This window comes from Streptomyces fagopyri (assembly GCF_009498275.1).
Lineage (GTDB): Bacteria > Actinomycetota > Actinomycetes > Streptomycetales > Streptomycetaceae > Streptomyces > Streptomyces fagopyri.
This window is the reverse complement of sequence record NZ_CP045643.1, coordinates 7940911-7952454: the sequence shown is the minus strand read 5'-3', so window position 1 is coordinate 7952454 and position 11544 is coordinate 7940911. Positions and strand designations below refer to the sequence as shown.

General features: G+C 72.1%; 11 protein-coding genes. All 11 read left to right on the top strand.

The window, feature by feature from the left end; all coding sequences use genetic code 11:
- The 11 genes from GFH48_RS34455 to rfbC are packed head-to-tail and all read left to right on the top strand — an operon-like array spanning position 1 to position 11544.
- Complete coding sequence (locus tag GFH48_RS34455) at positions 1-1233, top strand: O-antigen ligase domain-containing protein (RefSeq protein WP_153291987.1); 1233 nt, start codon at positions 1-3, stop codon at positions 1231-1233.
- Between the two features lie 2 nt (positions 1234-1235).
- Entirely contained in the window at positions 1236-2510 is a 1275-nt protein-coding gene (locus GFH48_RS34450; protein ID WP_153291986.1) for a glycosyltransferase, read from the top strand.
- Positions 2507-3742 carry a class I SAM-dependent methyltransferase gene (locus tag GFH48_RS34445; protein WP_153291985.1) on the top strand — a complete coding sequence of 412 codons (1236 nt, stop codon included), beginning with the start codon at positions 2507-2509 and terminating at the stop codon, positions 3740-3742. Before GFH48_RS34450 ends, GFH48_RS34445 begins: the two co-directional genes overlap by 4 nt.
- On the top strand, positions 3739-4566 hold the full coding sequence (locus GFH48_RS34440; RefSeq protein ID WP_153291984.1) for a glycosyltransferase family protein: 828 nt from the start codon (positions 3739-3741) through the stop codon (positions 4564-4566). The genes GFH48_RS34445 and GFH48_RS34440 overlap by 4 nt, the downstream gene beginning before the upstream one ends.
- Complete coding sequence (locus GFH48_RS34435; RefSeq protein WP_153291983.1) at positions 4563-5210, top strand: PIG-L deacetylase family protein; 648 nt, start codon at positions 4563-4565, stop codon at positions 5208-5210. The genes GFH48_RS34440 and GFH48_RS34435 overlap by 4 nt, the downstream gene beginning before the upstream one ends.
- 3 nt (positions 5211-5213) lie before the next feature.
- A complete protein-coding gene (locus GFH48_RS34430; RefSeq protein ID WP_153291982.1) occupies positions 5214-6239 on the top strand; it encodes an NAD-dependent epimerase/dehydratase family protein in 1026 nt (341 codons plus the stop codon).
- Positions 6227-7510: a DUF4910 domain-containing protein gene (locus GFH48_RS34425; RefSeq protein ID WP_153291981.1), complete on the top strand. Its 1284-nt coding sequence runs from the start codon at positions 6227-6229 to the stop codon at positions 7508-7510. Before GFH48_RS34430 ends, GFH48_RS34425 begins: the two co-directional genes overlap by 13 nt.
- On the top strand, positions 7507-8814 hold the full coding sequence (locus tag GFH48_RS34420; protein ID WP_194280753.1) for an MATE family efflux transporter: 1308 nt from the start codon (positions 7507-7509) through the stop codon (positions 8812-8814). The genes GFH48_RS34425 and GFH48_RS34420 overlap by 4 nt, the downstream gene beginning before the upstream one ends.
- Positions 8811-9758, top strand: a complete 948-nt coding sequence (locus tag GFH48_RS34415) for a glycosyltransferase family 2 protein (RefSeq protein ID WP_153291980.1) — start codon at positions 8811-8813, stop codon at positions 9756-9758. The genes GFH48_RS34420 and GFH48_RS34415 overlap by 4 nt, the downstream gene beginning before the upstream one ends.
- Positions 9755-10996, top strand: a complete 1242-nt coding sequence (locus tag GFH48_RS34410; RefSeq protein ID WP_153291979.1) for a polysaccharide pyruvyl transferase family protein — start codon at positions 9755-9757, stop codon at positions 10994-10996. Before GFH48_RS34415 ends, GFH48_RS34410 begins: the two co-directional genes overlap by 4 nt.
- Positions 10993-11544 carry a dTDP-4-dehydrorhamnose 3,5-epimerase gene (rfbC, locus tag GFH48_RS34405; protein ID WP_153291978.1) on the top strand — a complete coding sequence of 184 codons (552 nt, stop codon included), beginning with the start codon at positions 10993-10995 and terminating at the stop codon, positions 11542-11544. Before GFH48_RS34410 ends, rfbC begins: the two co-directional genes overlap by 4 nt.

The window sequence follows — 11544 nt, the reverse complement described above, 5'->3', positions numbered from 1 at the left end:
ATGGAAAGGGACCACACGTCGAAGATCGTCGGGATGGTCTGGGGACTGCTGATCCTCAACACGCTCGGCTCCGCCGGGGCGAAGACCATCATCCCGCTGCCCCGCTCCCTCATCCAGATGGTCACCATGGGCGCGCTGGTCGCCGCGTTCGCGCTGGCGCTCACGGTCAATCTCCGGCTGCGCATCCGGGCCAGCGCCTTCCTGTTCCTGCTCACCCTGCTGCTGGCGCTGAGCGTGATCTCCAGCGCGAACCTGGAGTCGGGGTTCGGCGCGCTGTTCCGCTGCGCCCGGCTGGCCCTCTTCGTCGGCACGCTGTGGCTGCTCAGCCGCTGGTGGGACGGTGACCTGGCGTTCGTACGGCACCACATCCGGATGTATCTGGCGGTGCTCGGGTCGGTGGCCGCCGGCCTGGTCGCCTCACCGGGCGCGGCCCTGCCCGACCTCTACGGCGGGCGGCTGGTCGGCGCGTTGTGGCCGCTCACCCCGCCGCAGATCGGACAGTACGCCGCGGTGATCATCGGGCTCACCGTGCTGCTCGTCCTGGGCCGCCGGACCGACAGGACCAGCGCGGTGGTGGTCATCGTGCCCTCACTCGTCCTGCTCGCGCTGACCCATACCCGTACGGCCACGCTCGGTCTGCTCATCGGGCTGGCGCTGGCGATCGGTTCACTCGTCCTGACCAGTGCCGCCGCCCGCCGGTTCTTCACCTGGGCGGTGCTGTGCGCCACCGTGGCCGCGGTGGGGTTCGGCTCCCTGCTGCAGACGTGGTTCCTGCGCGGACAGAGCCAGGAGAACTTCTCCAGCCTCACCGGTCGGGCCAAGGTCTGGAGCGCCCTGCTGGCGGCGCCCCGGACGACCTCGGAGCACCTGTTCGGCGTGGGCCTGGGCGACAAGTCGTTCGGCGGGCTGCCGATCGACAACAGCTGGCTCGCCGTCTACAACGAGCAGGGCGTGGTCGGGGTCTCCCTGGTAGCGGCGATCATCATCGTGCTGGGCGGCGTCGCGCTGCTGCGGCCACCGTCGCTGTCGAGGGCCTGCGCGATCTTCCTGATCAGCTACTGCGCGATCGCGTCGTACACCGAGGCCGGGCTGGGCGACGCCTCGCCGTATCTGCTGCATCTGGCCGTCGCCGCGTCGCTGCTGGCGGCACCCGCCTCGGCCACTCCCCTCTCGACGCCCGTAGCCCCTCGCCGACGCGTCCCGCGATGGGCCCAGAGATCGGAGATGTCCTGATCATGCACGTCCTCGTGGTGCACAACCGTTACGCCTCGGCGCAGCCGAGCGGGGAGAACAAGGTCGTCGACCAGGAAGTGGCGCTGCTGCGCGGGGCGGGCCACCAGGTCGGGGTGTTCGAGCGGCGCAGCGACGACATCGCCACCCGGTCCCTGCCGGGCAAGGCCGCGATACCGCTGCTGGTGCCGTGGAACCCGGGGGTGCGCGCGGAGCTCGCCGCCCGGCTCCGCGCCGAACGGCCGGACGTGGTGCACGTCCACAACGTGTTCCCGCTCCTGTCGCCGGCGGTACTGGCGGCCTGCGCCGACGCCGGCGTACCGGCCGTCGCCACGCTGCACAACTACACCCAGGTCTGCCCGCCCGGCACGCTGCAGCGGGACGGCCGGCCGTGCACCGAGTGCGTCGGGTCCGCGCCGCTGCCCGCCGTCCGGCACGGCTGCTACCGGAACTCCCGGCTGGCGACGGTGCCGCTCGCGGTCAGCATGTCGGTCAACCGGCGGCGGTGGTGGTCCGGCGTGGAGCGGTTCTTCTGCATCTCCGCGGCACAGCGCGACGTCCTGGTGGGGGCCGGCATGCCGGCCGGGCGACTGGCGGTGAAGCACAACTTCGTGCCCGAACCGGGCGTCCGCCGGACGGGCGCCGGGGAGCATCTGCTCTATCTCGGCCGGCTCGCGGAGGCCAAGGGCGTGCGGCTCCTCATGACCGCGTGGGACGAACTCGCCGCCGGGGGCGGGGTGGGCGTCCCGCTCGTGATCGCCGGTACGGGGCCGCTGGAGCCGGAGGTGACGGCGTGGGCGGCGGGCCGGGACGACGTGCGGTACGTCGGTCTCTACGACACGGCGGAGTGCCGGAAGGCGATCGCGCGGTCGGTCGCCGTGGTGGCTCCCTCGACGTGGCTGGAGGCGTTCGGCCTGGTGGTCGTGGAAGCGATGGCGGCGGGGGTCCCGACCGTCGCCGCCGGTCACGGCGCCTTCGTCGAGCTGGTCGAGGACGGGGTGACCGGGCTGTTGCACCGGCCGGGCGAGGCCGCCTCGCTCGCGTCCTGCCTGCGCCGGATCACGGCCGGGACGGACCACAACCAGGAGATGGGCCAGGCGGCCCGGCGCCGTTACGAGCAGGGGTTCAGCCCCGCCGTCGGCCTTGAGCGCCTGGTGGAGGGGTACCGCACCGCGATCGCGGTGCGGTCGGGCGGCGGGGACAGCCCGTCGCCGACAGGGGAGAAAAGTACTGGCTCGCGACGGGTGCGCCCGCGCGAGCGGGATGGGGGCAGTAGATGACACGATGCCGACTCTGCGGCTCGGCGACGCTGGCGAGCGTCGTCGATCTGGGGGCGACCCCGCCGTGTGAGAGCTTTCTCGCCGCGGACCGACTGGACCAGCCGGAGCCGGCGTACCCGCTGCACCTGCGGGTCTGCACCGACTGCTGGCTCGCGCAGATCCCTCCGCTGATCACGCCGGAGGAGACGTTCAGCGAGTACGCGTACTTCTCCTCCTTCTCGACCTCCTGGGTGGAGCACGCGCGTACGTTCGTCGCCGGCGCCGTGGAGCGGGTGGGGCTCGGCCCCGACTCCTTCGTGGTCGAGGTCGCGAGCAACGACGGGTACCTGCTGAGGCACGTGGTGGACCGGGGGATCCGCTGCCTCGGTGTCGAGCCGTCGGTGAACGTCGGCGCCGCGGCACGGGACGCGGGTGTGCCCACGCTCACGGAGTTCCTGTCCCCCGACACCGGCGCGTCCGTCCGCGCCGAGCACGGCCCGGCGGACCTGGTCGTGGCCAACAACGTGTACGCGCACATCCCCGACGTGGTGGGGTTCACCCAGGGGCTGCGCGCCCTGGTCGCCGACGACGGCTGGGTATCCGTCGAGGTGCAGCATCTGCTGACGCTGATCGAGGAGAACCAGTACGACACGATCTACCACGAGCACTTCCAGTACTACACGGTCGCGTCCGCGATCCGGGCCCTGGCGAGCGGCGGACTCGCGCTGGTGGACGTCGAGTTGCTGCCCACGCACGGCGGCTCCATCCGGCTGTGGGCCCGGCCCGCCGAGGTGGCCGGTGAGCCGAGCGCGCGGGTGGCCGAGGTGCTGGACCGGGAGAAGGCCGCCGGGCTCCAGGAGCTGTCCGGGTACACGGAGTTCTCCGGCCGGGTGGCCAAGGTGCGCCGGGACCTGCTGCGGTTCCTCATCGACGCGGCCGACCGCGGCGAGACGGTCGTCGGCTACGGCGCCCCGGGCAAGGGCAACACCCTGCTCAACCACTGCGGCATCCGGCCCGACCTGCTGGCGTACACGGTCGACCGCAATCCCTACAAGCACGGCAGGTTCACCCCGGGCACCCGCATCCCGATCCTGCCGCCCGAGCGGATAGCCGCCGACAGACCGGACTACGTCCTCGTCCTCCCGTGGAACCTGCGGGACGAACTGGTCGAACAGCTCGCCTTCGTGCACGAGTGGGGCGGGCGGCTGGTCTTCCCCATCCCGGAACTGAGCATTGTCGAGGTCAAGGCATGAAGGTCGTTCTGTTCTGCGGCGGTTACGGGATGCGGATGCGCAACGGAACGTCCGACGACGTGCCCAAGCCGATGGCGATGGTCGGCCCGCGACCGCTGATCTGGCATGTCATGCGCTACTACGCGCACTTCGGGCACACGGAGTTCATCCTGTGCCTCGGGTACGGGGCCCACCACATCAAGGACTTCTTCCTCAACTACGAGGAGACGACGTCCAACGACTTCGTGCTGCGGGGCGGGCGGACCGAGCTGCTGTCCACCGACATAGCCGACTGGACGATCACGTTCGCGCAGACCGGTATCGAGTCGCCGATCGGCGAGCGGCTGCGCCGGGTACGGCACCACCTGGACGGCGACGAGATGTTCCTCGCCAACTACGCGGACGTGCTCACCGACGCCCCGCTGCCGGAGATGATCGACAAGTTCGCGCTGCGCGACGCCGGCGCGTCGATGATGGTGGTGCCGCCGCAGTCCTCGTTCCACTGCGTGGACCTGGGCGAGGACGGCCTGGTGGGGGGCATCACCGCGGTGAGCGACATGCCACTGTGGGAGAACGGCGGCTACTTCGTGCTCCGCCAGGAGGTCTTCGACCACATCCCGGAGAACGGGGACCTGGTCGCCGACGGGTGCGCCCAACTGGCCAAGCGCGGCCGGTTGATGGCGCACCAGCACCGCGGTTTCTGGAAGCCGACGGACACGGTGAAGGAGCGGGCCGCGCTCGACGACGCCTACACCCGGGGCGACCGCCCCTGGGCCGTGTGGGAACACGGCGGCACGGCGGCGAACGTGCCCGGCGCCAGGAGTGGTTCCGGAGCGAGGGCGTGATCCGGCTCGGGACCGGGCGTCTGGACCGGGTCGTCGCGGTGGGCGCGCACTGCGACGACATCGCCATCGGCGCCGGCGGCACGCTGCTGACGCTGTGCCTCGCGCGGCCGGGCATCCGCGTCGACGCGCTCGTGCTCTCGGGCGGTGGCGGCGAGCGTGAGCAGGAGGAGCGGGCCGCGCTCGCCGCCTTCTGCCCGGGCGCCGATCTCAGGCTGACCGTGCACAAGCTGCCGGACGGCCGGCTGCCCGCGCACTGGGACGAGGCCAAGGCCGCGGTCGAGGAACTGCGCGCGGGGACGGAGCCGGATCTCGTGCTCGCCCCGCGCACCGACGACGCGCACCAGGACCACCGCGGCCTGGCGAAACTGATGACCACCGCGTTCCGCGACCACCTCGTCCTCGGCTACGAGATCGTCAAGTGGGACGGCGATCTCGGCCGTCCGGCGGCGTACCAGCCGCTGTCCCCGGAGACCGCCGAACGGAAGGTGCGGCTGCTCCAGGAGCACTACCCCTCGCAACACCACCGGCCCTGGTACGACCGGGAGGCCTTCCTCGGCCTGGCCCGCATCCGCGGCATCGAAAGCAACGCGCGCTACGCCGAGGCGTTCGCCGTCACCAAACTCACTCTCGACCTGGGGGAATGAACCTTGCGCGTACTGCTGACCGGACACCAGGGCTATCTGGGCACCGTGATGGCTCCGGTCCTCGTGGCCGCCGGGCACGAGGTCGTCGGTCTCGACGCCGGCCTGTTCGCCGACTGCGTGCTGGGCCCGCTGCCCGCGGACCCCCCGGGGCCGCGGGTGGACCTGCGCGACGTCACGGCCGAGCACGTGGCCGGGGTGGACGCCGTGATCCACCTGGCCGCGCTCTCCAACGACCCGCTGGGATCGCTGGCGCCGGAACTCACCTACGACATCAACCACCACGCGTCCGTACGGCTGGCCCGGCTGGCCCGCGAGGCCGGGGTGCGGCGCTTCCTGTACGCGTCGACCTGCTCGGTCTACGGTGCCGCCGGCGGTGGCGACCTGGTGGCCGAGGACGCCCCGCTGCGGCCGGTGACGCCGTACGCGGAGTCCAAGGTGCGGGTGGAGGACGACCTGCACGCGCTCGCCGACGGCGACTTCAGCCCGGTGTACATGCGCAACGCCACCGCCTTCGGCTTCTCGCCCCGGCTGCGCGCCGACATCGTGCTCAACAACCTGGTGGGCCACGCGCTCCTGTCCGGCGAAGTGCTGGTGATGTCCGACGGCACCCCCTGGCGCCCGCTGGTGCACGCCGCCGACATCGCACGGGCCTTCACGGCCGCGCTGACCGCCCCGCGCGACGCGGTGCACGACAGGGCGTTCAACATCGGCAGCGAGGTCAACAACGTCACGGTCGCCGAGATCGCCGAGCAGGTCGCCGAGGCGGTGTCCGGTTCGAAGGTGGTGATCACCGGGGAGACCGGCGCCGATCCGCGGTCCTACCGGGTGGACTTCTCCCGTTTCCGTGCCGCGATCCCCGGCTTCGACTGCGAGTGGACGGTGAAGCGGGGCGCGCTCGAACTCGCCGACGCCTACCGCGAACACGGCCTGACCCGGGAGGCCTTCGAGCAGCGCTTCACCCGGCTCGCCGTGCTGCGCGCCGCGTCCGACGCCGGCACCGTCGACGACACCCTGCGGTGGCGCCGGTGACCACGGCCGGGAAGGAGATGCACGCGCTGGTGGAGCGGTTGTACCCGCTGTGCCGGAGCATCACGGGCGACGGGGTGCGCGCCACCCTGGACATCGTCGGCGAGTACATACCGCTCCAGGTGCGCGAGGTGCCGACCGGGACGCAGGTGCTCGACTGGACGGTTCCGCAGGAGTGGAACATCCGGGAGGCGTACATCGACGACCCGGCCGGCAACCGGGTCGTCGACTTCGCCGAGTCCAGCCTGCACGTGCTCGGCTACAGCGTGCCGGTGTCGGCGACCATGCCGCTGGCCGAGCTGCGCGCACACCTGCACACCCTGCCGGACCACCCGTCCTGGGTGCCGTACCGCACCAGTTACTACAAGCCGGAATGGGGTTTCTGTCTGGCCCAGGAGACCCTGGACGCGCTGCCGGACGGCGAGTACGAGGTGCGCGTCGACTCCACGCTCGCCGATGGCCACCTCACCTACGCCGAGCACGTGGTCCCCGGGCAGGTCACCGACGAGGTCCTCGTCTCCTGCCATGTCTGCCACCCGTCCCTGGCCAACGACAACCTGGCCGGCATCGCGGTGGCGACGTTCCTGGCCCGGGCGCTGGCGGAACAGAAGCCGTACTACACCTACCGGTTCCTGTTCGCGCCCGGCACCATCGGGGCGATCACCTGGCTGGCCCGCAACGCGGAGCGGATCGAACGGGTCAAACACGGGCTGGTGCTCGCCTGCGCCGGCGACTCCGGCCGGCTGACGTACAAGCAGAGCAGGCGCGGTGACGCGGAGATCGACCGGGTGATGCGGCATGTGCTGGCCGCCTCCGAACGCCCGCACCACGTCACGGAGTTCACTCCGTACGGTTACGACGAGCGGCAGTTCTGCTCACCCGGATTCGATCTCGGCGTGGGGTCGCTCAGCCGGACCCCGTACGCCGGATACCCCGAGTACCACACCTCGGCGGACAACCTGGACTTCGTCTCACCGGAGGCGATGGCGGACACGCTCGCCGTCTGCCGCGAGGCGTTCGCCGTCCTCGACCGCAACCGGCGGTACGTCAACCTCAGCCCGTACGGCGAGCCGCAGCTGGGCCGGCGGGGGCTGTACGACTCGCTCGGCGGCCGCAGCGACGCCAAGCAGGCCCAGATGGCCATGCTCTGGGTGCTCAGCCTCTCCGAGGGCGAGCACAGTCTGCTGGACGTCGCCGAGCGGTCCGGGCTGCCGTTCGGCACCGTCGTCGCCGCGGCCGACGCCCTGTGCGGCGCCGGGCTGATCGAGGCATGACGCCGATGACCACCGAGGGGGACAATCCGCGGGCGACGGCGCCACGGGCCGGATCCGCCAGACGGGCGCTCGTCGGCCGGCTGTCCTGGGGACTGGCCGACCAGGCGGCCTCCAGCGTGAGCAACTTCGTGGTGGGCATCTACGTGGCCCGCTCACTGGGGGTGACCGCGTTCGGTGTGTTCAGCCTCGCCTGGGTGACGTACGGCGTGGTGCTCAACGTCTCCCGCGGGCTGGCCACCGATCCGCTCGTGGTGCGCTTCAGCGGCGTGCCGGACGCGTCCTGGCGCGCGGCGGTGGCCCGGTCGACGGGTACCGCGCTCGGTGTCGGTGCCGCCCTCGGCACGGCGTGCCTGGTGGCCGGACTGGGTCTCGGCGGCCGCGTGGGGCCCGCGTTCGCCGCCCTCGGTGTCATGTTGCCGGGGCTGCTGCTCCAGGACGCCTGGCGGTTCTCGTTCTTCGCCGCGGGCGCCGGGCGGAAGGCGTTCGTCAACGACGTCGTGTGGGGTGTCGCCCTCGTCCCGGTCATGGTGGTGGCGGCCCATGCCGGCACCGTGGCCGCCTTCGTGCTCGCCTGGGGCGGGTCCGCGACCGTGGCGGGCGCCTACGGCTACGTCCAGTCGGGCATCCGGCCCCGGTTGGCCGAGGCGCGTGGGTGGCTCCGCGAGCAGCGCGATCTCGGCTACCGGTACCTGGTCGAGAACGTCAGCCTCAGCGGCGCGAGCCAGCTGCGGGCGTACGGGCTCGGCGCGATCATCGGCGTCGCCGCGGTGGGCGCGGTGCGGGGCGCCGAACTCCTGATGGGACCGTTCCTGGCGGTGCTCATGGGGCTTTCGCTGGTCACCGTCCCGGAGGCGGCACGGGTGCTGCGTCAGGCCCCGCACCGGCTCGGCGCGTTCTGTCTCCTCCTCGGCGGGGGGCAGGCCGCCGGCGCGCTGCTCTGGGGCGGAGCGCTGCTGCTGATGCCCGGCCGGTTCGGCGAGCTGGTGCTCGGCGGCGTCTGGCACTCCGCCTCGCAGCTCATCGTGCCGATCACCTTCAGCGTCGCGGGCGCGGGCCTGGGCACCGGCGCGGCGGCCGGACTGCGCGCGCTCGGCGCGGCCCGGCGCAGCCTGCGCTGCCAGCTGTTCGCCTCCGCCTGCTACGTCGGCGGCGGGCTCGGCGGGGCGGCCGCCGCCGGCACGGTCGGCTCGGCCTGGGGCGTCGCCGCCGCGACCATCAGCGGCTCGGCCGTGTGGTGGCTGCAACTGCGGTCCGCTCTGCGCGAGCGCCACCGCGATCCCATCCCCGAAGTGAGGACCTCATGACCGACCGACCCAGGCTGAGCATCGGCCTGCCCGTGTACAACGGCGAGGAGTACCTGGCGGAGTCGCTCGACGCCCTGCTCGGCCAGACCTACGAGGACTTCGAGCTGGTCGTCTCCGACAACGCCTCGACCGACGGGACCCAGGAGATCTGCCGCAAGTACGCCGCGCGGGACTCGCGCATCCGCTACCTCCGGCTGCCCCGGAACATCGGGGCCACGCCCAATCACAACCACGTGTTCGCCGAGTCCCGCGGCGAACTGTTCAAGTGGGCCTCGCACGACGACCTGTACGGCCGGGACCTGCTGCGGCTCTGCGTCCAGGCGCTGGACGAGCGGCCGGACATGATCCTCGCGCACACCGGTCAGGCGGTCATCGACGGCGGCGGCCAGGTGAAGGTTCCCTACGAGTACACGCTCGCCACCGACTCCCCGCACGCGCCGGAGCGCTTCCGCAGCCTCCTGTTCGAGCCGGGCGGCGACGACTTCTACGGGGTGATGCGGGCCGACATGCTGCGCCGGGTGAAGCCGATGGACAGCTACCACCACGCGGACCGCACGTTCGTCGCCGAGATCACCCTGCACGGACCCTTCCACCAGGTGCCCGAACTGCTGTACTTCCGCCGCGACCACCCCACCCGCGCCGAAAGGGCGAACCCCTCCAAGCGCGCCCGGTGCGTCAACCTGGACCCGCGCCGCGCGGGCCCGCTGCACCCCACACCCCGGCTGCTCGCCGAGTACGTCTGGGGCTTCGCCTCGGCGATCCGGCGGGCGCCGCTGTCCCCGGCCGACCGGCGCGCCTGCTACCGCCACCTGGTCACCTGGATGACCAGCCGGGTCCGGCCGGGCGCCGGCGAGCGGGTCGAGGACCGCGCACCGGTCGACCCGGGCCTGCTCACGGTCTCCGTCGACTCCCTCGTCGCCGGCCGTGAGGGGAGGCGGACGTGACCCCCGCGAACCGAACTCCGGTCCGCGTCGGGGTGTTCGGCCTGCTCGGCTCCGGCAACCTCGGCAACGACGGATCGCTCGAGGCCGTGCTCGGATACCTCCGCACCGCACACCCGGAAGCGGCCGTGGACGCGCTGTGCGGCGGTCCCGAGGCCGTGACGACCCGGTTCGGGATCCCCGCGACACGGCTGCACTGGTACCGCGGGGAGTACCGGACCGCGTCGCGTGCGGGCGCGATCGCGGGGAAGGGCCTCGGCAAACTCGTCGACGTCTTCCGCACCGCCGCCTGGGTGCGTCGGCACGACGTGGTGATCGTCCCGGGCATGGGCGTCCTGGAGGCGACGCTGCCGCTGCGTCCGTGGGGCTTCCCCTACTCGCTGTTCCTGCTCTGCGCCAGCGGCCGGCTGCTGCGCACCCGTGTGGCGCTGGCCGGCGTCGGCGCCGCGCCGATCGGCGACCGGCCGACCCGGGCCCTGGTGCGCTGGTCGGCGCGGCTGGCCGCCTACCGGTCGTACCGGGACGCGCAGTCCCGCGACGCGATGCGGGCGATGGGTGTGGACACCGCGCGCGACGAGGTCTACCCGGACCTCGCGTTCGCCCTGCCGGCGCCGCGGGCGAGCGCGCCCCCGGACCCGTCGGCCCCGCCGGGACCGGTCTGCGTCGGCGTCATGGACTTCCACGGCGGCAACGACGACCGTGCGCGGGCCGACGAGATATACCGGCGCTACCTCGACGGGACGATCCGGTTCGTGCGCGCGCTGGTCGCGGAGGACAGGGCCGTCCGGCTGCTCACCGGTGACGAGTGCGACGCGTCGGTGGTCGCCGCGATCCTCGACGCGGTGGGCTCTCCGCTGGTCACCGCCGCCGAACCGTCCTCACTGGCCGACCTGATGAAGGAGATGGCCGCCGCCGACACCGTGGTGGCCATCCGATACCACAACCTGATCTGCGCGCTGAAGACCGGTACGCCGGTGCTCGCCCTGTGCTACGCGGCGAAGAGCGACGCGCTCATGACGGAGATGGGCCTCGGCGCGTTCTGCCACCCGGCCCGCGAGGTCGACGCCGACCGGCTGCTGGAGCAGTTCCGTGCGCTGGAGAAGCGTTCGGCCGAGCTGCGGCGGACCCTCGCCGAGCGGAACCTGGCGGCCGCCCGGCGCCTCGATGACCAGTTCAACTCCTTGACCGCGGCCCTGTTCCCGGCGACCGGCCGCGCCCACACCTCGCGGAGGGCTCCATGAAAGCGACCGAAGTCCCGGAGATCACCGGCGCGTTCCTCTTCGAGCCGACGCCGTACGCCGACGAACGCGGCTTCTTCTGCCGCACCTTCGACGCCGACGTGGTCCGTTCGGTGGGCCTCGACCCGGACGCCTTCGTCCAGGACAGCCTGTCCCGTTCGGTCCAGGGCGTGCTGCGCGGCCTGCACCTGCGTTCCGGCGCCGGCGAGGCCAAGCTGGTGCGGTGCTCGTACGGGAGGATCTTCGACGTCGTCGTGGACCTGCGGCCGGATTCTCCCACCTTCCGCAACTGGGCCTCCTTTGAACTTTCAGGAGAAACACAACCAACTCTTTACATTCCCGCGGGATGCGCGCACGGTTTTCAGGCACTGACCGACACCGCCGACACCTCGTACCGCATCGACCGCCCGCATGATCCGGCCGAGGACGTGACCATCGCCTTCGACGACCCGGAGCTGGCCATTCCGTGGCCGCTGCCGGTCGCCCTGATGTCCCGACGGGACCGGGAGGCGGCGAGTCTCGCCGAGGTCCTGAAGCACCGAGAAAGCTGA